Here is a 19,923-nt window from a genome sequence, read left to right as displayed (position 1 = left end):
GTAATCTCTTGGGACAATCACTCTGAACCGTGCCTGGCGCACGGCGCCGTCCTTTTATGCCTAACGTGCCTTCCCAAAACTGGGGTCTCGAACAGATCGTCGCGGACTTGCGTGCGTCTCGTGAAGAATTGCATCGCACGCGGCATCCGCTTGGCATACGCGAGCTGCCGTCGCGTGAAGCGGTGATCAGCATTGTCACCGGCTTGCGCGCGGCGCTGTTTCCGACACACTACGGCGCTCCCGATCTAACTGACGAAACAGTTGACTACTACGTCGGCCATACGCTCGAAAGCACATTGCGATTGCTTGCCGAACAGATTCGCCGCGCCTTGCGCTTTCTGCCCGAGTTTGGCGAAACGCCTGATGAGGAACTGAGGGCGCGCGCGTTCAACGTCGCGCGCGAATTCGGCACGCAGTTGCCGGGTATTCGCGCGTTGCTGGTCAGCGATATTCAGGCTGCTTTCACCGGCGACCCGGCCGCGCAGCACATCACGGAGATTCTGCTGTGTTATCCGGGCGTGTGGGCGATGACGCACCATCGTCTGGCGCACGCGCTGCATCTCCTTGGCGTGCCCTTGCTCGCGCGCTTCATCAACGAGATTGCGCACTCGGCGACCGGCATTGACATTCACCCGGGCGCGACCATCGGCCCGAGTTTCTTTATCGACCACGGCACGGGCGTCGTGATCGGCGAGACCGCGATCATCGGCGAGCGGGTGCGCGTCTACCAGGCCGTGACACTTGGCGCGAAGAGCTTCGCCGCGGACCTTGACGGCACCCTGGTCAAGGGCAACGCGCGCCATCCGATCGTCGAGGACGACGTCGTGATTTACGCCGGCGCGACGATTCTCGGCCGCGTGACCATTGGGCGCGGTTCGGTGATTGGCGGCAATGTATGGCTAACGCATAGCGTGCCGCCGGGCAGCAGCGTATCGCAAGGCAAGATCCGCGAGGGTGGGCGCACGGACGAGGAGGGAGGCTGATGAGCCGGCTGGCGCGCAGATCGTTCCGTAGTGTGCTGCGCGGATCGGCGTGCGCCTTGCTCTGGCGATCTGGACACGGTTCGCTGCGCGATCCGGCGTGCAAACCGCGCTGCAGTTCTCAGCGGGGATCGCCGCGCACGTTGCCGCGCGATATGCGGCGCGAGTCCCTCCTTAACTTCTGAGAGGCGAACCATGTCGCGCGGTCGCGTTTACATGCCTCGTTGCGCGATATCTGGCGTGGAAGCGACGGTGGCGGAAACGGCGCATTCGTTTCCGCGCCACTCGCACGATCGCTTTGGGGTGGGCGTGATCGTTGCAGGCGGACACCGGTCGTCGAGTGGTCGCGGCGTGGTTGAAGCGCGGGCGAACGACGCGATCATGGTGAATCCGGGGGAGGTGCACGACGGCAGCCCGCTCGACGAGCGCGGCCGTGCATGGCGCATGTTGTATTTCGAGCCGCGGATGCTGGCCGACGTCGCTGTCGAGTTGAATGGGGTGGCTGCGCGTGAGATCGAACTGACGCAACCAGCGGTGCACGATCCGTTGCTGAAGGTGCTATTTGAGCGGCTGTTTGCGGTATCGGTGGAAGCGCAAACCGTGCCGGACGATCTGGTGCGGGAGGAGACGATGCTCGAGCTGCTCGGGTATCTGATTCGGACCCACGCGACCACGCACGCACATTCACGATTGGCACAGTCGGTTGGTCCGATTGCACGAGCGAGGTCTAGGATCGACGACGATCCATCGTTACCGCTGACGCTAACCGATCTCGCTGCCGACACCGGCATGAGTCGGTTCCAATTGTTACGAGGCTTCGCGCACGAGACGGGGTTACCGCCGCACGCATACAGGATGCAGCGCCGGGTGATACTCGCGAGGCAACTGATTGCGGGTGGGGCGACGTTAGCCGATGCGGCAGCCGCATCGGGGTTTGCCGACCAGAGTCACATGACGCGAGCGTTCGCGCGGTTGTTGGGGATTACACCGGCCAACTACGCGTCCGCGACGCGGCCATAGCTCCGCCACGGGGTTGATGAATTGCCCTTCGGCGCGCGCAGCGCCGTCGGAAGAATGACAGCCTTGTCACTGACGCCGAATGTGCGAGAGCACAGATTCCAGATGCACCACTACCGCAACTGAGCGGGGGGCCCGCTTATGAGCTAGCGGGGTGAGCCGCTTTCTTTTGCCTACTTTTCTTTGCGGCAGGCGTAACTATTCAGCGGCAGTCAGAGGCGAAACGACGATTCCGGCAAAGCTCAAGGCCAGCGCATCGATTAGCGAACGGTTCTGTTTGCGCAAGGTGGCGAGGTAGGAGCGGATCGTGCAGAACGCCTCCATGCCCGATATCGCGCGGAAGCATCCCGAGATTTTCTGTTTGAGTTTGGGCATGCGTATATCGCGTTCGGCCTGGTTGTTGTCGAACGGTACACGGTGATCTGCAATGAAACGCCATACCTCGCGCGCATGCCTGTGAAGGCGTCCGAGCAGGTTGTAGGTAAAGCTTTGCCTGATCCTGCCGCGAAGTTCCTTGCGCGTGGGCTCACGTGCCTGCTGCGGATTGAGCCTGCGCGCCTGGGCGATCAGCGTCCGGCTGCGTCGCGCGTAATAGCGTTGGCGCGATTGACCTAGCGCTGTGTTGCCTGAAGCCAGACTGAGGTCGACCTCGCGCTTTGCCTGGCAAAGCAGATCAATCATCTGCTGGGCCCAGGCTTGCTGGGTGGACTCCAGTACAAACACCAGTTCGCGCAGATGGTGGGCATTGCACAGCGCATGTTCACACTCATACTGCGCGTAGGCTGCCCAGCCGTCATGCACGGCGATTCCCGCAAAGCCGGGCAGAATGCCGAAGCTGTCCAGCGCCTCGCGACCGCGCCTGTTGTGTGCGCCATACCAGGTCAGCGCGCGCGTCGAGGCGCTATGCAGCCAGTGAGTCTTGCGTCCCACGCGCATGCAGCTCTCATCGAAATGCACCACGGGTTGCTCACGCAGCGCCTGGCTGATCTGTTTGACCGCCGGCGCCAGCAACTGGGCGGCCTGGTCAATGCTGTGCTGCACCGTACCCGTACTCACACGCAGACCGAACAGGTCTTCCAGCGCCTGGGCCGTACGCCCCACGGGCAACTGCTGGTATTGCGTCAGATAGACCGCAGCGGCGCGCACCTGGGGACCATACTGCACCGCCTGGCTCACGTTCCCGGGAAACACCCCCGAATGGTGCTTGCCGCAGCGGCACTGTGCGATCTGCACGCGATGCTCGGTCACCTCAAAGCGCGTGGGCGGCAGATCGATTACCTGACGTCCCTCGGGTAAGACGGCGATGCGGGCGGATTCGATGAGTTCGCCGCATGCATCGCACACCGGCGCTACCGGGTGAATCTCGATGTGATCGGGTTGGGCCACGCGTTTGAGCGTCTTGCCCTTGTGCCCCGGTTGCGCGCCAGGCTTTGCCCCGCTCGTGCCACGCAATGACTTCGGCTTGCGCTGCGGACCATCGCTTGACGGCGGCTTGCTGGAGTTATGACTGTCCTTCTCAAGCTTTGCCTCAAGCTCGTTCAGACGCCTCACCAGATCAACGATGAGTGCGTCCTTCTGCTCCGTGTCAGGTCCTTGATGTCAGGCATCTTCGTCATGTCCTTCACTATGCACAGCCTGGTAGCAGTTTACAAGCGCTGAATAGTTACGCGGCAGGCAAAGAAAAGTAGGTGCCCGCCCCGCACAGGGGCGACGCTAATAAACCAATAACAAAACAGGGAAAGGCCAACGCCGTAGGCATACAGACCAACAAGCGCCGCGCAGGCAAAAAAACCTTAATCAATAGCCTTCCCTGCAGTCTCCCGCATAAACGGCAACGGCAACAACGACACAACCCCACATCCAATCAAATACCAGGCAGGCGCCAAATTACTCCCAGAAATCTGAATCAACCAGGTAGCAAAAAACTGCGCAAACCCACCAAAAATAGAGACCCCTAAACAATAAACAATCGACATCCCAGTAGCGCGAATCGCGCGCGGAAACATCTCGGGCAACATGACGATATTAGGCACCGCGGTAAACGCGACAAAAACAGCCAGCACCGCGACAACAGACAACAGCACAGGCACCGTCGGCGACGCATTGATAATCATAAAAGCCGGATAGACAGCGGCAATCAACAACACCCGAGACACCCACAAAACCCGCTTACGCCCCACACGATCGGACAACGTCCCCGCAAACGGCGAACAGATCACCGTCACGATCGCCGCGGTCCAGGCGGCCCACAACGCCGACGACATCGGCAAATGCAAAATCCGAATCGCGTAAGTCGACAGATAAAACAGCACGATATAGTTCGCCGCCGTGCCGCCAATCGTCGTCAACACGCCCGTCGTGATCACGCGCGAATGCTCGCGAAACAGCTTGCGAACCGGCTGTGCATCGGGCGCCTGCGCGGCTGGAACAGTACCGTCTTCCACACCCGGCAAGGTTTCGTCCAGATGCCGCCGGATGTAAATACCAATCGGCCCCATCGCCATGCCAATCACAAACGGCACGCGCCAGCCCCAGCTCTCCAGCGCGGCAGTAGACAACGCCGCCGCCAACGCAACACCCAGCAGCGAGCCACATACGGTGTTCAATCCCTGGCTCACAAACTGCCAGCTCCCGTAGAATCCACGCGTCTTGTCGCTGCCATATTCAAGCAGCAGCGATGTCGATGCACCAACCTCGCCGCCCAGCGCGAAACCCTGAATCAATCGCGCAAGAATCACCAGCAATGGCGCAGCGATACCGATCGCCGCGTAGGTCGGCGCGAAAGCAATGATCGCCGAGCCAAGCGTCATCAGCCACAGCGTGAGACTCATCGCGGCTTTGCGGCCGGCGCGATCGGCATACCCTCCGAGAACAATGCCGCCCACCGGCCGCATGATGAAGCCGACGCCGAACGTGCCGACCGCCAGCATCAGTTGCGCAAGCTGCCCTTCCACCGGGAAATACAGCTTGCCGATGATCGTCGCGAAAAAGCTGTAGATCGTGAAATCGAAAAACTCGAGGCCGTTGCCGAGCGTGATCGCGGCGATCGCTTTGACGTGGCTCGTGCGTTTGGCGGGCTGCATGGCGGACGCGTCGGCGAGATTCAACGCGTCAGTGCCTGCGGGTTGCGGTGTAGCGGAATAGTCCATCTGTGTCTCCATGGTGTCCTTCCTGCTGATGCGCGGCTCTGCGGCCTTGTGCGCCTGAAAGCAATGGACAGTCTGACTGGCCCCAACACGGCCTTGATGGCCCCGCCGGCCTTCGTGACCTTCGGAGCCTTGCGCGGCTTCAGTCCAATCTGATGCCACCTGCCTCAGACGAGGAACGTCTGTGCGAGCCGCACCCAGTAGGCCGCGCCAGTGGCGAGGCAATCGTCGTTGAAGTCGTAGCCCGGGTTGTGGACCATGCAACCGCCCTCGCCGTCACCATTGCCGATGATCAGGTAGCTGCCCGGGCAACGCTCCAGCAGGAACGCAAAGTCTTCACTACCCGTGAGCGGTTCCATGTCGGCAATCAAACCGTCTTCGCCGAGCCAGTCCAGCGCGACTTGCCGTGCGAGACCGGTCATCTGTACGTCGTTGACGAGCACCGGATAGCGGCGCTGATAATCGACGTGCGCCCGCGCACCGAACACCGCCGCCTGTCCGCAGGCGACCGCCGTGATGCGCTCCTGCAAATAGTTGCGAACCTCGGGTTTCAACGCACGCACGGACAGCCGCATCTCCGCGGTTTCGGGAATCACGTTCGGCGCGTCACCCGCGTGAATCGCGCCGACGGTGATGATCGCCATGTCGAGCGGCGCAATGTTGCGCGACACGATCGACTGCAACGCCAGCACGATCTGCGCGCACACCACGACCGGATCGACCGCCTTGTGCGGCACCGCGCCATGACCGCCGCGACCGGTCACCTTGATGATCACCGTGTCGGACGAAGCCATGAACGAGCCCGGCAGGAAGCCGAACTTGCCAGTCGGAAAGCCGGGCATGTTGTGCATGGCAAAGACCGCATCGCAGGGAAACTTGTCGAACAGGCCGTCTTCGAGCATTTTCTTCGCGCCGGCCAGACCTTCTTCAGCCGGCTGGAAAATCAGGTTCAACGTGCCGTCGAACGATTTCTCCTGCGCCAGATGTTTGGCGGCCGCCAGCAGCATCGCGGTGTGGCCGTCGTGACCACATGCGTGCATCTTCCCGGGAACGGTGCTCGCATAGGGCAGCCCCGTGGTCTCGTGGATCGGCAGCGCGTCCATGTCGGCGCGCAGGCCGAGTCTGCGCGTGCCGGCGCCTACTTTCAGTTGCCCTACAACACCGGTCTGACCCAGGCCGCGATGCACGGTGTAGCCCCACTCCTGCAAACGCTCAGCGACCAGGTCGCCGGTGGCGAACTCTTCGTAAGCCAGTTCGGGCTGCGCGTGGATACGACGGCGCAGCGCGATCATTTCGTCTTCGAGTTCGGCGATGCCCGCCGGGATGGCCATGGTGTTCACGATGTCGTCTCCGTCTGTGAAAGCAAGGGCCCAGCATAACGACGACGATTTTCCAGCGGCAGGCGTAGAATCGTTGCGGTGGCAACCAGCGGTTGCCACTCTTCTACGGGTTTTCCAGATGAAACTGCATCAGCTCAGTACCTTAGCGGCCATTGCGGATACCGGCAGTATCCGGGCGGCGGCCCGTTCGCTCGACCTTTCGCCGGCCGCCGTGACCAAGGCCATGCGCGAACTGGAGGCCGATCTGCACGCGCCGCTGCTGGTGCGCGGCGCAAGCGGCGTCGCGTTCACGGAGTTCGGCCGCGCGCTGGTCGTGCATGCCCGCCTGGTGCTCGGCCAGTTGCAACGTGCGGAAGCGGAGATTGAAGCGATGCGCGGCGCAGCGGCCGGCAAACTGTCGATCGGCGTCACGCCATGGGTGGCGCTGACTTTTCTGCCACCGACGGTGCAGCGGTTCCGGCAACGCATGCCGGAAGTCCAGCTGGAATTCTTCGAGGGTCTGTTGGCGGTCGTGCAACCACGCTTGCGCGATGGCAGCCTCGATTTTTCGATTGGCCGTCCTCCGCCTGCTTCGCCGCAATCGGAGTTTCACAACGTGCCGCTGTTTTCAACGCATTCAGCGGTCGTCGCGCGACGCGATCATCCGAAAGCGGGTTGCCGCACACTGCTCGAACTCGAAGACGCCGAATGGGTGCTGAACTGGGACCCGGCAAGCCGCGAATCGATTTCAGACAACGTATTCCGCAAGCGCGGCATGAGTGTGCCGCATACGATTCATCTGGCGCATTCGCTGGCCGTGGTGTTGGCCCTGCTCGCGCACACCGACATGCTCAGCATCTTTCCGTGGCCGCTCGTCGAGGTGATTATCGCGAAAGAGAATCTGTGGGCACTGCCCTTGCGCGAAACGGTGGACGAAACCATCGTCAGCATCACGTCACGCCGCGGCGCGCCGACGAGTCCGGCCGCCGAGTGTTTTCTGGAATGTTTGCGCGAAGTCATCGACGAAGGCGCGCGCTCACCAGACCCCGAACTGCGCCGGCTGTTTCATTCGATCGAACTGCTGCTGTAGCTGTAAGCTGAATCGCATGCACGCCCGCTATGCTTCGAGGGCGCAGCGGCGCGTCGCCCTGCAGCCATCTCGATCGACCGTGACCCAGAATCCGCATAACGAAGCCGACCGCAAGGCACACCCTGGAGGCGCGTCAGCGGGGCGTGCCGGCGACGGCGCGCCGCTCGATCCGTCCCGTCACCGCACCCTTGCTGAAGCCCGGCGCACCGACGGCGACGAACTCGGTGCGGTCGCTCATCTGATCGCCGCCCACACGCTGGATGCCTACGCCGCTGCGGCCCCCAACGCCAGCGCTCTGAATCTCTGCGATGTCGCGACCGGATACTTTATGAAAGGCGATCACGTGATCGCCGAGTACTGGTACCGCCTCGTTCTGACGCTCGACCCGCATGTCGCGGTGGCCTGCCAGAATCTGGCCGCCATCCTTGCCAGCGTTGGACACGTTGCTGAAGCCGCCGCGTACCGGGAGCGTGCCTACCGGATCCAGCGCGTGTTTGTCGAGGGAAGCGGCGCCGGGCAGCGCCGGGTGCTGATCCTCTGCGCGGCACACACGTCCGGCAATGTGCCGTTCGATGCACTGCTGCCCGGCACGACCTGCTGCCGCATCAAGTACGCGATCGACTACGCCGACGACGAAGAAGACCATCAACTGCCGGCCTACGATCTCGTGTTCAACGCGATTGGCGATGCGGATATCGCCGCCCCACTTGCCGGACGGCTCGCGCGCTTCGTCTCGCGTTGCGCGCGGCCCCTGCTCAATCCACCCGCCGCTGTCGCGCGAACTCAACGGCACCGCACCGCGCACCTGCTCGACGGGCTACAGGACGTGCAGATGGCGCCTTGCGTGCAGAGCGATGCCGCGCCGGCTTCACGCGCCGCGCCTGACGCTGTGCTCGTGGCGGGCGGCATCGACTTTCCGGTCCTGGCGCGTCCCGCCGCGACGCACGGCGGCGACGGGCTAACGCTATGCGAAAACCGCGCAGCGCTCGAAACATGGTTGTCGGCACAAGCCGGAATTTCCTATCTGACGGCGTTTCGCGACACACGCAGTGCCGACGGCTTCTACCGCAAATACCGGATCATTTTTGTCGACCGGGAACCGTTTCCTTACCATCTGGCGATTTCGCCGCACTGGATGGTGCACTACTACTCTGCCGACATGGAACGCCATCCATGGAAGCTGGGGGAAGAGCGACGCTTCATCGAGAATCCGCACGCCGTGCTCGGCGAGCAAGTGATGAGTGCAATCGCCGCAATCGGCAAGCGGCTCGATCTCGACTACGGCGGAATCGACTTCACGGTGCTGCCCGGAGGACAGGTGCTGGTCTTCGAAGCGAACGCGACCATGCTGGCGCACTTCGAGCGCGAGACCGGCGCCCTCGCCCACAAAAATCCTTACGTGCAACATATCGTCGACGCGTTCGAGCGGATGATGACGCGTCACGCCGCGATCTGAACGTCCATCCGCTAAGTTTGCTCGCTACGTTCGCCCGCTATTGCCCGGCTTACTGGCCGGATTACTGACTGGAAAGATGCTGGCGCAGAAACGGCACAAAGCCGTTTTGTGTCGGAGCGATCTGCTTGACGCAATCGTCGTAGTCGGAGGCCATCGCGCGATCCGGACCATACATGCCACGGCACTGCGCATACAGCGTGATCGTCGCCCCACCGCCCTTGGCCACGCGCGTGGCCGAATAGACCGCGTGCCCCGAGCGGCTCGGAACGTCGGTCTCGATCGCTACAGCGTCGGCGCGAACTATTGACGTGGAAGAATGCGCTGCCACGTAGTCCTTCGTGAGCGACCAGGCCTTGTCGCACTGCGTCTGATCCGCGCAGGCAATAGCGGCGTTATGCTGCGCGGTATCGAGCAGGTTCTCGGAGCGGGTAAAGTCGCGCGCCTGGGCCTCTTCTTTTTCGGCAGACATGCAGCCGCTCAGGGCGAGCGCGGCAAGCGCAATAGCGAGTGTTGTTTTCACAGGTTCAAGATCCGATGGCGAATTCCGGTGAGGATTATAGACGCCCTCAACCCGCGCTCTCAGGTTCAGAACAGCCATCGGGAAGCTGCCGGCGCGGTGATGTCCCTCACTGGCCGCATAACTTTCGTTATGCTTGCGCGGCTAAGGTACATCACTGAGCCACATCGCCGGCCGCCGCGCGGCCTCAATCCGCGTAGCCCACCACGCCCTTGATCTCCAAAAAGTCCTCGAGGCCGAACTCGCCGTACTCGCGGCCATTGCCCGATTGCTTGAAGCCGCCGAACGGCGCATCGGGGTTGTAGTCCGCGTAGTTCAGATAGATCGTCCCGGTACGCAGGCGCTTCGCCACCGCATACGCATGCTCGATCGAGGCCGACTGTACATAGCCCGCGAGACCGTAGAGACTATCGTTGGCCATCGCGACCGCCTGGTCCTCGGAGTCGTAGCCGAGAATCGACAGCACCGGTCCGAAAATCTCTTCGCGTGCGATCGTCATGTTCGGCGTGACGTTGCCGAATACCGTCGGGCGGACAAAGTAGCCATCCTTCAATCCTTCGGGACGGCCCGGACCGCCCGCCACCAGCGTCGCGCCCTCTTCGATGCCCACGCCAATCAGCCGCTGGATCTTGTCGAACTGCTGTTCGCTGATGACCGGCCCAAGATCGATACCCTTCGCATCCGCGGGGCCGACAACCAATGCGTCAGCGGCCTCCTTCGCATACGCCAATGCTTCGGCGAGGCGTGCGCGCGGCACGAACATGCGGGTGGGCGCATCGCACGACTGGCCGCTGTTGTCGAAACACGCCCGTGCACCGCGCATCACAGCGTGCTTCAGATCGGCATCTTCGAGAATCAGGTTGGCCGATTTTCCGCCCAGTTCCTGATGCACGCGCTTGACCGTATCCGCCGCGGCCTTGGCGACCTGCACGCCCGCACGCGTCGAACCGGTGAATGACATCATATCGATGTCCGGATGACGCGACATCGCCTCGCCCACCGTCGCGCCTTCGCCGTTGACGAGGTTGAACACGCCGGCCGGCACGCCCGCTTCGTCGAGGATCTCGGCGAATAGGATGCCGGAGAGCGGCGCCAGTTCCGAGGGTTTGAGCACCATCGTGCAGCCGGCCGCCAGCGCGGGCACGACCTTGGTGGCGATCTGCAAGGCCGGCCAGTTCCACGGTGTAATCAGCCCGCACACGCCGACCGCTTCCTTGCGGATCAGAATGCTGCTCTTTACGTACTCGAACTCAAACGTGTCGAGCGTGCGGATCATTGTCTCCAGATGGGCGACGCCGGTCCATGCCTGCGCGTCATTCGCGTATTGCAGCGGTGCACCCATCTCGCGGCTGATCGCATGCACCATGTCGTCGTAGCGCTTGCGGTAGACGTCGAGAATCGCTTGCAGCAAATCGATTCGCTGCGCGATCGTCGTCTCGCTGTAGGCCGGAAAGGCACGCTTCGCCGCCGCCACGGCGCGATCGACATCGGCTGCGCTGCCGAGCGAAATCTGTGCGAAGGCAGTGGCCGTGGAAGGATCGATCACGTCGAGCGTGGCACCCTTGGCCGAATCAAGCGGGGTGACCCATTGGCCGTCGATATAAAACTGTTTGGCGTGTTCCATGCGCTTAGTCCTTTACATGAATGTGCTAGGTCAGACGTTAGGCCGAAAATCGCGCCCGTAGCGGTATCGAATGCTTTACATCGACGCCGCTCAATCTGAATGTCTTCAAATCGAAATTCATCGCTACGCAGCTTTGGCTCAGACTCCGGTTCTGCTTCGATTTCGTCATCGAACCCAATCAACCAGGAGAGACACATGAGCACCATCACTTTCACCCGCATCGACGCTAAAGGCCCCGGCGCTTCCGGCCTGAACCCGGCCCTGCACGATCCCGCCGACGTCATTCTCGAAGGCGCCAAGGCACCGCACGCCCTCAATGCATTTTCGGACGCGACCAACATGCTGTCCGCCGGCGTGTGGCAATGCGATGCGGGCACGCTGAAGCTGGCCGACCTGCCGATCCACGAAGTCTGCGTGCTGATCGAGGGCGAAGTCGTCATCACCAGCGACGACGGCCGCAGCGAACGCTATGCCGCCGGCGACGCCTTCATCCTGCACAAGGGCTTCTCCGGCACGTGGCATATGCCGGTGGCGACCAAGAAGTACAGCATCGTGTACTGCGGTTGATGCACACTGCATCACACCGTTGCTTCAACAAGAACCGCACCCGTTAAGGTGCGGTTTTTTTATTCTGGCGGCAATGAATAAAAACCCGCCAGGTACCTTGACCACCTCGTGAACACCCTCGCGACACCCTCCGCCACTACATCGGGAAACCGAGCGCCTTGATCGAATTGATCCACAGACGCCGCCAGCCGCCGCGATCGTCGGCGCCGTCGAACGCGTTGAACGTAATCTTCGCGGCGATCCAGCGCAGCGGCTCCGGCGGAATGTACGACGGCCCTTTGCGCGAAATATCGAGCGATGTAATCAGCGTATCGCGATTCCACAGCATGTCGAGGCCCATCTTCGCACCAAAGCGGCTGCCCGCCACGCCAAAACCCGTATAGCCCGCGACGAACACGCTCTTGCCGCCGTGATAGCGGCGCGCAAACACGGCGCCGCGTGAGCAGTAATCGATCGGGCCGCCCCATGCATGGGTGAAGCGCACGTCGCCCAGTTGCGGGAAGGTACGATAGAACGCCTCGGCGAGCTTGTAGTAGGTGCTCTCGTCACGATCCGCTGCCGGATTCGAATCGCCGCCGAAGTGATAACTCACACGGCCGCCGAAGATGATCCGGTTGTCTTGGGTGAGACGGAAATAATTGAGCTGCGTACGCGTATCGTAAATGCCCTGGCGATTGTGCCAGCCAATGCGGGCCATCTGCTCTTCGCTCAACGGCGCGGTCGCGATGATGTGATCGCGCACCTGCATCACGCGGCGCTTGATGTCGGTCACGCCCACATCCGCCGTGCCGGTACCGAGCAGCACGCGCGGCGTTTCGATGCGGCCAGATTGCGTGTGCACGACCAACGTCGCGCCGCGATCTTCCATACGCGTGATCGGCGAGTGTTCATGCAAACGCACCCCGAGTTTCAGCGCGGCGGCTTTCAGGCCCCACGCGAGCTTCGCCGGGTGAATCGTGCCGCTGCGATTGCGCGACCACATCGCGCCCGCGAACAAAGGCGAATCGAGTTGCTCGCGCGCGCCTTTGCTGTCGAGCAACACCACGTCGTGCCCATGCGCCACGTGCAACTCATAATCGCCTTTCAGATGATCGAGGTGGCCCGGATCGACGGCAACCGTCATCTCGCCATTCCATTCGACGTCCGCTTCAATGCCGTAACGCGTCAACGATTCCTTGAAGCCGTCGAGGTTCTCCTGGCCCAGCTTTTCCAGCACGTCGAGGTCTTGCGGAAAGACCCTTGTCGCGTTCGGCAGACCATGCATCACCGACGTGGAAATGATCCCGCCCGGACGGCCCGATGCGCCGTAGGCCACCTTCCCTGCTTCGACCAGCACGACGTCGAGCGACGGGTCCGCTTCTTTCGCCTGAATCGCAGCCCACAGTCCGGTAAAACCACCGCCAACCACCACCAGATCCGCGGAAGTCGGACCAATCAATTCCCGTTCGACAGCCGGTGCACGCGGATTGTCCAGCCAGAACGGAAACAGCTTTACACCTTCAAACGCGCGCTTTATTGATTCGCTCAATGTCTCCGACTCCTGTAACGGCCAGGTCAATCACAATGGCTCGCCACAGGGATGCGGCGTCCACTTTTCTCAGATGTCTCGACGTCACTGTAAAGACAAACGGTGTAGGCAAAAATATCGGCCGCTCAACCTTTACTTTGATTTCGGACGATGTAACCCAAAAGCCCCGTCAAATAAGGCTCTGCGGATGCAACCAAAGGCCGTGCGGGGGCCTCCTTCGGGCCTGATAGAGTGCAAACGTCGAAGCGAATAGCGAGAATCCTCGCGTGAAGACTAACTTGCCTCGCGCGCCTGACGGCGCCGTTTCGCCGCGGCGACGGTCGGCAGCGGTACCGGCACCGCACCGGACATGCCGTGCTCGATCAGAAAATCGCGGAACAGGCCGGCGACGTGCGGCAGGCGTTTGTCGGACACGTGCATCACGTACCAGTCGCGCTCGATCGGATTGGCCGGCAAGGGCAGCAACGCCAGCAGGCCCGCCTGAAACTCCAGCGAGCATGCATGCAGCGACAGAAACGCAACCCCCAAACCCGCCTCGACCAGTTGCTTGATCGCCTCGTTACTCGAGAGTTCGGAGCCGATATGCAGCTTGTGGCCGGCGAGTCGAAACAGATTCTCGACGGTTGAGCGCGTGCCCGAGCCCCGCTCCCGCACGAACAGATTCGCGGTTTGCAGATCGTCCAGCGACAGGCGCTTTTTCTTCATCAGCGCATGGGCGGGCGAGGCGACGAACGCCATCGGATGCTTGGCGAAGGCGGTCGCCACCGTGCGCAATTCGCGCGGCGCGCTGCCCATCACCGCGAGGTCGATCTCGTGCGTGGCCAGCATGCGGATGATGTCGGCGCGATTGCCGACCTTGAACTGCACCTTCACTTGTGGGCGCAACTCGGTGAATCGAACCAGAAACGGCGGGATCAGATATTCCGCGGTCGTGATCGCGCCGATGCGCAGCGTGCCGCCCTGCTCGCCATGCAGCGCGGCGAGATCGTCCGCCGCGCCGTTCCATAGATCGAGGATTTCCAGTGCATAGCGCGCGAGGATCTCGCCCGCCGCGGTCAGTTGCACGCCACGGCCCACCCGCTGCAACAGCGGCGCCCCCGCGGACTCTTCAAGCAGACGCACCTGAAGCGACACCGCCGGTTGCGTGAGCTTCAATTCTTCGGCCGCGCGCGACACGCTGCCGAGCTTCGCGACCGTATGCAAAGCTTTCAATTGACGAAACGTGGCGGTTTTTAACATAAGTGAAAACCTATATATTCTGTATAAACATTAAATTGTGCTGCGGTTTCCGCCGATTCTATACTGGCCCTGACAGATGAGGCCGATGAATACCGGGAATAGCCCGCCAACACCTTCACCGGCTCAGCACAGATAACTTCAGGAGGATACGGATCATGGCCGCAATCGATCAGCAGGGAGCCTCTACCGCGCAACGCACACAGCAAAGGCAGCAAACGGCTCAATCGACGCCAGCGGCGGTGCATCGCGTCGTGATCGTCGGTGGCGGCGTCGGCGGGCTTGGTCTCGCTACGCGTCTGTCGGAAACGCTCGGACGCGCCGGTCTCGCACAGGTCGTGCTGGTGGATCGCTGGCCGACGCATTTCTGGAAGCCCCTGCTGCATGAAGCCGCGTCGGGCCAACTCGATCCGGCCACGCATCAACTGCAATATGCGGTGCAGGCGCAACGGCATGGTTTCGAATTCGAACAGGGCGAACTTGCCGCGCTCGATCGGACCAACCGGCACATCACACTGAATGCGCTCCACGACGCCGACGGCCGCGAAATCCTGCCATCACGGCAGCTTGCATTCGATACGCTGGTGCTGGCCATGGGCAGCGTCACGCAATATTTCGGCGTGCCCGGCGCGGCCGAACACGCGTTGCCGCTCGAATCGGTCGCCCATGCGGAAGCGTTTCGCCGCAAGCTGCTCGACGCCTGTCTGCGGGCGAACCATGCGCGCCGCGCGCGGACCGCGCAAGCGGACACGCCGGTGTCGATCAACATCATCGGCGCGGGTGCAACGGGCGTTGAACTCGCCGCTGCGGTGCGCGACACGGTGCGTCTCTTGAACCGCTATAGCCCGTTTTCACTTGATCCCGTGCGCGACTTCCGCATCCGGCTGATCGAAAGCAGCGAACGCGTGCTGCCCGCCCTGGCCGAAACGATCTCGGCGCGCGCGCAAAAGATGCTCGCCAGTCTCGGGGTCGAGGTGTTGAACGCAACACGTGTTACCGAAGTGCGCGCCGATGCAGTGCTGACGAATGAAGGCGCGCCGCTCGCCAGCGACATCGCGATCTGGACTGCCGGCATCGCGGGGCCACCGGTGTTGCGCACGCTGGACGGCATCGCGGTGAATCGCAACGCGCAAATACAGGTGAACCGAACGCTGCAATGCACGAACGACGCAAACATCTTCGGACTCGGCGACTGTGCCGCCTGCCCTTCTTCTGACAATGCGGGCGCGTTTCTGGCGCCGCGCGCTCAGGTCGCGCATCAGCAAGCGCTGTTTCTGGCGCGTGCGCTGAAGTGCCGGATAGCGGACGAGCCCTTACCGGAATTCGTCTATCGCGACGCCGGCACCTTGGTCGGTTTTGGACGCGAAGGCACGATCGGCAGCCTGAGCAACAGCTTGCTGACGCAGCCGGTGTTCGTCGACGGCTGGTTGGCCACCGTCGTCTACAAGCTGATCTATCGCCGCCATGTGATGACGTTGACCGGCTTCGCACGCATGGCGCTCGATTCGGCGAGCCATTGGTTGCGCCGACGCGTGCATCCGGTGATCCGGCTGCATTGAAATCGGCAAGCACGGGCGGCGTCCTTCAGAAAACGCCGCCCATGCAGCGCTCAATCGAGAAACTCCGTCGCCCGCTTGCGCAGTACCGCGCCGAAATCGTCCAACCATCCGATCGACAAGCGCCAGCTCTGCCAGTACAGATCGACATCGATATGCTTGCCAGGCGCCATGTCCACCAACTCGCCGCTGGCCAGATGCGGCGCGATCATCCGTTCGGGGCACATACCCCAGCCGAGGCCCGTCACGCAGGCGCGCAAAAAGCCGGCGACGTGTGGAATCCAGTGCAACGGCGGGTCCAGGTCCACCCGCGTGACGCGGCGCATGAAGCGCTTCTGCAACTGATCTTTCGGATTGAAATCGACACACGGTGCGCGCCGTAGCGACTCGCGTGTGACGCCATCGGCAAAATGCCGCTCGCGAAACGCCGGCGTGCAGACCGCCAGATAGCGCATCCGCCCGAGGCGGGTCGAGCGGCAGCCCTGCACCGGCTCCGCTTGCGTGGTGACCGCGCCTTGCACGCTGCCGTCGCGAATCCGCTGCGCGGTGTGATCCTGATCGTCGATCACGAGATCGAGCAGCATCTCCCGTTCCACGCAGAACTGCGCCACCGCGTCGATAAACCAGGTCCCCACGCTGTCGTCGTTGACGGCCACGCGCAGCGCCGGCCACGGTTCGACCAGCGCGCCCGGCAGCGCCGGCAGGCGGCCGGTCAGCTCCGCTTCCAGCAACTGCACGCGTTCGGTGTGGCGGCACAACAGCGCACCCGAGGTGGTCGCGACACATGGCTGGCCGCGCTTCACGAGCACGCTGCCCACCCGCTCCTCCAGCAGCTTGACCCGCTGGGAGACGGCTGACGGCGTCACATTCAGTTCGCTGGCCGCGCGGTCGAACGAACCGTGCCGCACCACGGCGGCCAGTGCATCGAGCAACGCATAGTCGAGCATTAGCGTTCCTTAATCTGCATTAAGTAAATTAGCTTCTCTTATGAGCAGCAAAACCGCAGACTAGCCTCGTTTGCTTCCCCCGTCTACTGGATCGATTATGAACTGGCTATCTTTTTCCCACGGTGCCGCCCTGTGCGCGTCGCTGATCGTGACGATCGGCGCGCAGAACGCCTTTGTGCTGCGTCAGGGCATCATGCGCTCGCACGTCGGCAAGATCGTCACGCTGTGCGCGCTGTCGGACTTCATCCTGATCGGCGCCGGTGTCGGTGGCGCGTCGGTGCTGGTGGAACGCTATCCGGTCTTCGTCCACGCGATGCTGTATGTGGGGCTCGCCTATCTGGCCTGGTTCGGCATCAACGCGCTGCGCCGTGCGGTGCGGCCAGGCCATGCGGTGCTGGACGCCAATGCAAGCGGCGCGGCGCAGGGCACGGCCCCCGTGCAACGGGCGATGCCGATCATCCTGATGACCTTGGCCTTCACGTGGCTCAATCCGCACGTGTATCTCGACACCTTCCTGCTGATCGGCACGGCTGGCGCGCGCGAACCGGACGGCGCACGGGTGGCGTTCGCACTCGGCGCGATGGCGGTGAGCGGGGTCTGGTTTATCGGTCTGGGGTACGGCGCGCGTGCGCTGGCGCCGCTGTTTCGCCGGGCTACCGCGTGGCGCGTGCTGGATGGCGCGATTGGCAGCATGGTGTTGCTGCTGGCGGTGACGCAGTTGCGGTGAGTGCCGTGCATCGCCCAGTGCGTGTGCGCGACACCGCAGCGCTCGCTCACCGCCGTCCGTGTAAATGGCAATACCGGTTCAATCGGACGGCCTGGCCGGACCGACGCCAACCGTGGCGAGGCCGCCATCGGTGACATAAGGCACGAGACCCGCCTCGCTAATGCGCGCGGCGGTGGCCGGCCCGCACGCATCGTCCGTGGGTGGGCAATAGTCGATGGCCAGCACCGGCAGCCGGTATTTTTCGTGAATGGTCGCTGCCTGCTTCAGCAGCCAGTCGCGATCGGCCTGCGGTACTTCCGTATAGCGCTGCTTCCCGGCATCCCAACCGCGATATAAGGATTCGAACGCGACCACATAGGCAAGATCGTGGACCTGCGGCAACACTTCGAAACCGCGGTTGAAGATCAACTTCGCCTTCGGATAACGCGCTTTGATCGCGCGAATGACGTTGACCAGCCCAGCCTCCTGCGCGGCCCGCGCGGCGTCGGTCCTGGCGATGAGCTGATACGAGTCGAGCGTGTCGAGGAAGAAGCCACGGTAGCCTTTTTCCCACAGTGGCGCGATCACCTTGTCGACAAAAAATGCCGGCCAGCCTGGCGCGGTCTGGTCCACTACCTTGGACGCCCACGCCTCGTTCTCGCCAGACAGCCACGCGCTCGGCATCGCGCTGAAATACGACCGGTGCGCGTTCACTTCGCCGACGCTCACATACGCGAACCATACCGGATGTGTTTTGGCATGGGCGCGCGGGTCGAACTTCGCATCAGGCTCGACCACCACGACATCGAAAGCGGAGAGCTGCTCCACAGGCGGATTCGCACCGTAGAACAGCGCGACAGACGGCCCAGCAGGCGTGCCCGCCGCGCCCTGCGCGTGCGCGACCGAAGCCAGCGCGCCGACTGCGACCACGCGCGCGAGTCTGCTGAAAAGGCGCAGCATCGCGCGCAATGAAAACTGCCTGTCGTGATCTTGCTCTGCCAAAACCGGTTCCTTTTCTACGTTATTCAGACCACACCGCCCGCGTCAGCTTGCCGTTTCTAACTGCCCGAGGGCAAGAACGACCACCAGCAGATGCTGCTCAGCGACGCCGTCGAGATCAACGGACTGAACCCCGCCTGTTGCGAACTTGTCCATGCGCTTTGTGCCGCGGACGACGCCGTGCAGGACGACGCATAGTCGAGCGTGCCGACAAAGAAATTGCTACGCCCCAGGTTCTGCTCGGCGCTTTGCCATGCCTGCAACTGCTGCACCACCGACGAGCTCACCGCCGGCAAATAGACCTGCTCCGATAACACGCCGTCGATCAGCCACGGGAACGAGACGCCGCCCGTCGTCCCGCCGATCGCCTGCACTGGCGCAGCATTCGGCACAAATGCCAGATTCGGAAACTGGTCGCGCAGCTGCTTGACGAGATCGAGGCCGCCTTGCGCGCAAGCCGCATCACACGGACCGGCAGACGCATTGGCGCTATGTCCGACAATTTCGAAGTTATCCAGCATGAATCCGTCCACACCGGTTGCCGCGAGACGCGGCGCGATGTAATTCAAGATCAGATTCTGATAGTCAGCGTTAGCAGGATTCATCCAGTACTCCTGGAATCCCTGGTATTTGCCGAGTTGCGCCGCCGTATTCGCGCCACACGACACGAAACCGGACGGCACAGTGTTCCAGTAGGTCCGCGCTTTCTCGCAGGCACCGAAATTCAGATAGCTCAGCACTTTTGCGCCATTCGCCTTCAATGCCGCGATCTGCGCCGCGGAGAAGGCAGGCGTGCCACTGCCGGGATCCGCATCGATGACGATCAGCTTGAACGTGGCCGCGACCTGGGCGATGTCGATCGCGCTGGCGGTGCCGTAGTACGCGACCCACACCGGAGAAGCGGGCAGCGCCCGCGCCGCCGCGATCACGGGCGCCGGGCTCACCGTCTTCGTACCGCCGGTCGTGTTCGACGCATTCGAAGCATTCGACGAGTTAGTCGCGGAGCCGCTCGCCGGTGCGGTTGAAGCCGCCGTCAAGCTACCCGAACCGCCCGTGGCGCTGGAACCGCCTCCGCCGCCACACGCTGTCATGAGGGCGGCGGCTGCGATGAGCCCCGCCGCGCTTATCCATCGTGCCGCCTGAGCGGCCCAGGAGACCTTGGTGGCGAGACGCGGGCGGGCGGGCCGCCGAAGCGGGACGGGGTTATTCTGATGCATGGTGAAATCCGGAGTCGA

At 62.6% G+C, this 19,923-nt stretch carries 17 protein-coding genes; 7 read left to right on the top strand and 10 right to left on the bottom strand.

Annotation, left to right across the window (positions count from 1 at the left end):
- The first annotated feature begins 56 nt into the window (after positions 1-56).
- Together epsC and GNZ12_RS08725 are read left to right on the top strand one after the other, a co-directional pair.
- Positions 57-983: a serine O-acetyltransferase EpsC gene (epsC, locus tag GNZ12_RS08730; RefSeq protein ID WP_172309960.1), complete on the top strand. Its 927-nt coding sequence runs from the start codon at positions 57-59 to the stop codon at positions 981-983.
- Positions 984-1,175: 192 nt separating this feature from the next.
- On the top strand, positions 1,176-2,000 hold the full coding sequence (locus tag GNZ12_RS08725) for an AraC family transcriptional regulator (protein WP_172309959.1): 825 nt from the start codon (positions 1,176-1,178) through the stop codon (positions 1,998-2,000).
- 195 nt (positions 2,001-2,195) lie between these two features.
- Here GNZ12_RS08725 and tnpC read toward each other — a convergent pair whose 3' ends face one another.
- The 3 genes from tnpC to GNZ12_RS08710 form a co-directional block, all read right to left on the bottom strand.
- Positions 2,196-3,548, bottom strand: coding sequence for an IS66 family transposase (tnpC, locus tag GNZ12_RS08720; protein WP_172309958.1), 1,353 nt, complete (start codon positions 3,546-3,548; stop codon positions 2,196-2,198).
- Positions 3,549-3,790: 242 nt separating this feature from the next.
- Positions 3,791-5,146, bottom strand: coding sequence for an MFS transporter (locus GNZ12_RS08715; RefSeq protein WP_172309957.1), 1,356 nt, complete (start codon positions 5,144-5,146; stop codon positions 3,791-3,793).
- Between the two features lie 164 nt (positions 5,147-5,310).
- Entirely contained in the window at positions 5,311-6,483 is a 1,173-nt protein-coding gene (locus GNZ12_RS08710; protein ID WP_172309956.1) for a M20 aminoacylase family protein, read from the bottom strand.
- Positions 6,484-6,601: 118 nt separating this feature from the next.
- On the opposite strand from GNZ12_RS08710, the gene GNZ12_RS08705 reads away from it, so the two are divergent.
- Together GNZ12_RS08705 and GNZ12_RS45255 are read left to right on the top strand one after the other, a co-directional pair.
- On the top strand, positions 6,602-7,552 hold the full coding sequence (locus GNZ12_RS08705) for a LysR family transcriptional regulator (protein ID WP_172309955.1): 951 nt from the start codon (positions 6,602-6,604) through the stop codon (positions 7,550-7,552).
- Positions 7,553-7,631: 79 nt separating this feature from the next.
- Positions 7,632-9,008, top strand: a complete 1,377-nt coding sequence (locus GNZ12_RS45255; protein WP_172309954.1) for an ATP-grasp domain-containing protein — start codon at positions 7,632-7,634, stop codon at positions 9,006-9,008.
- A 61-nt stretch (positions 9,009-9,069) separates the two neighbouring features.
- Here the strand turns inward: GNZ12_RS45255 and GNZ12_RS08695 are convergent, their stop codons facing one another.
- Both GNZ12_RS08695 and GNZ12_RS08690 read right to left on the bottom strand, forming a co-directional pair.
- Complete coding sequence (locus tag GNZ12_RS08695) at positions 9,070-9,528, bottom strand: hypothetical protein (RefSeq protein ID WP_172309953.1); 459 nt, start codon at positions 9,526-9,528, stop codon at positions 9,070-9,072.
- Positions 9,529-9,712: 184 nt separating this feature from the next.
- The gene (locus GNZ12_RS08690) at positions 9,713-11,149 is read right to left on the bottom strand and encodes an aldehyde dehydrogenase family protein (RefSeq protein WP_172309952.1); all 1,437 of its coding nucleotides are present in this window, start codon (positions 11,147-11,149) and stop codon (positions 9,713-9,715) included.
- Positions 11,150-11,344: 195 nt separating this feature from the next.
- Between GNZ12_RS08690 and GNZ12_RS08685 the strand changes: the two genes are divergently transcribed.
- A complete protein-coding gene (locus GNZ12_RS08685; protein ID WP_115782469.1) occupies positions 11,345-11,716 on the top strand; it encodes a cupin domain-containing protein in 372 nt (123 codons plus the stop codon).
- Between the two features lie 136 nt (positions 11,717-11,852).
- Here the strand turns inward: GNZ12_RS08685 and GNZ12_RS08680 are convergent, their stop codons facing one another.
- Positions 11,853-13,244 carry an NAD(P)/FAD-dependent oxidoreductase gene (locus tag GNZ12_RS08680; RefSeq protein ID WP_172309951.1) on the bottom strand — a complete coding sequence of 464 codons (1,392 nt, stop codon included), beginning with the start codon at positions 13,242-13,244 and terminating at the stop codon, positions 11,853-11,855.
- 273 nt (positions 13,245-13,517) lie between these two features.
- Complete coding sequence (locus tag GNZ12_RS08675) at positions 13,518-14,483, bottom strand: LysR family transcriptional regulator (RefSeq protein WP_172309950.1); 966 nt, start codon at positions 14,481-14,483, stop codon at positions 13,518-13,520.
- 155 nt (positions 14,484-14,638) lie between these two features.
- Between GNZ12_RS08675 and GNZ12_RS08670 the strand changes: the two genes are divergently transcribed.
- On the top strand, positions 14,639-16,039 hold the full coding sequence (locus tag GNZ12_RS08670) for an NAD(P)/FAD-dependent oxidoreductase (protein WP_216673144.1): 1,401 nt from the start codon (positions 14,639-14,641) through the stop codon (positions 16,037-16,039).
- Positions 16,040-16,089: 50 nt separating this feature from the next.
- Here the strand turns inward: GNZ12_RS08670 and GNZ12_RS08665 are convergent, their stop codons facing one another.
- The gene (locus GNZ12_RS08665; protein WP_172309949.1) at positions 16,090-16,983 is read right to left on the bottom strand and encodes a LysR family transcriptional regulator ArgP; all 894 of its coding nucleotides are present in this window, start codon (positions 16,981-16,983) and stop codon (positions 16,090-16,092) included.
- Positions 16,984-17,080: 97 nt separating this feature from the next.
- Here GNZ12_RS08665 and GNZ12_RS08660 point away from each other — a divergent pair, with 97 nt between their 5' ends.
- Entirely contained in the window at positions 17,081-17,710 is a 630-nt protein-coding gene (locus GNZ12_RS08660; protein WP_172309948.1) for a LysE/ArgO family amino acid transporter, read from the top strand.
- Between the two features lie 78 nt (positions 17,711-17,788).
- Here GNZ12_RS08660 and GNZ12_RS08655 read toward each other — a convergent pair whose 3' ends face one another.
- Together GNZ12_RS08655 and GNZ12_RS08650 are read right to left on the bottom strand one after the other, a co-directional pair.
- Positions 17,789-18,691 (bottom strand): endo alpha-1,4 polygalactosaminidase, encoded by a 903-nt coding sequence (locus tag GNZ12_RS08655; protein WP_328805965.1) that lies wholly within the window; start codon positions 18,689-18,691, stop codon positions 17,789-17,791.
- A 56-nt stretch (positions 18,692-18,747) separates the two neighbouring features.
- On the bottom strand, positions 18,748-19,905 hold the full coding sequence (locus GNZ12_RS08650; protein ID WP_172309947.1) for an endo alpha-1,4 polygalactosaminidase: 1,158 nt from the start codon (positions 19,903-19,905) through the stop codon (positions 18,748-18,750).
- Positions 19,906-19,923: the final 18 nt, after the last annotated feature.

It is taken from the genome of Paraburkholderia solitsugae (assembly GCF_013177695.1).
GTDB classification, from domain to species: Bacteria; Pseudomonadota; Gammaproteobacteria; order Burkholderiales; family Burkholderiaceae; genus Paraburkholderia; species Paraburkholderia solitsugae.
Note: the sequence above shows the minus strand (reverse complement) of the source record. Positions and strands in the feature narration are given on the sequence as shown.

Bases quoted from the DNA above. Each gene is read 5' to 3' on its own strand.
- epsC (WP_172309960.1), top strand. From the start codon at position 57: ATGCCTAACGTGCCTTCCCAAAACTGGGGTCTCGAACAGATCGTCGCG.
- GNZ12_RS08725 (WP_172309959.1), top strand. From the start codon at position 1,176: ATGTCGCGCGGTCGCGTTTACATGCCTCGTTGCGCGATATCTGGCGTG.
- GNZ12_RS08715 (WP_172309957.1), bottom strand. From the start codon at position 5,146: ATGGACTATTCCGCTACACCGCAACCCGCAGGCACTGACGCGTTGAAT.
- GNZ12_RS08705 (WP_172309955.1), top strand. From the start codon at position 6,602: ATGAAACTGCATCAGCTCAGTACCTTAGCGGCCATTGCGGATACCGGC.
- GNZ12_RS08690 (WP_172309952.1), bottom strand. From the start codon at position 11,149: ATGGAACACGCCAAACAGTTTTATATCGACGGCCAATGGGTCACCCCG.
- GNZ12_RS08685 (WP_115782469.1), top strand. From the start codon at position 11,345: ATGAGCACCATCACTTTCACCCGCATCGACGCTAAAGGCCCCGGCGCT.
- GNZ12_RS08675 (WP_172309950.1), bottom strand. From the start codon at position 14,483: ATGTTAAAAACCGCCACGTTTCGTCAATTGAAAGCTTTGCATACGGTC.
- GNZ12_RS08670 (WP_216673144.1), top strand. From the start codon at position 14,639: ATGGCCGCAATCGATCAGCAGGGAGCCTCTACCGCGCAACGCACACAG.
- GNZ12_RS08665 (WP_172309949.1), bottom strand. From the start codon at position 16,983: ATGCTCGACTATGCGTTGCTCGATGCACTGGCCGCCGTGGTGCGGCAC.
- GNZ12_RS08660 (WP_172309948.1), top strand. From the start codon at position 17,081: ATGAACTGGCTATCTTTTTCCCACGGTGCCGCCCTGTGCGCGTCGCTG.
- GNZ12_RS08650 (WP_172309947.1), bottom strand. From the start codon at position 19,905: ATGCATCAGAATAACCCCGTCCCGCTTCGGCGGCCCGCCCGCCCGCGT.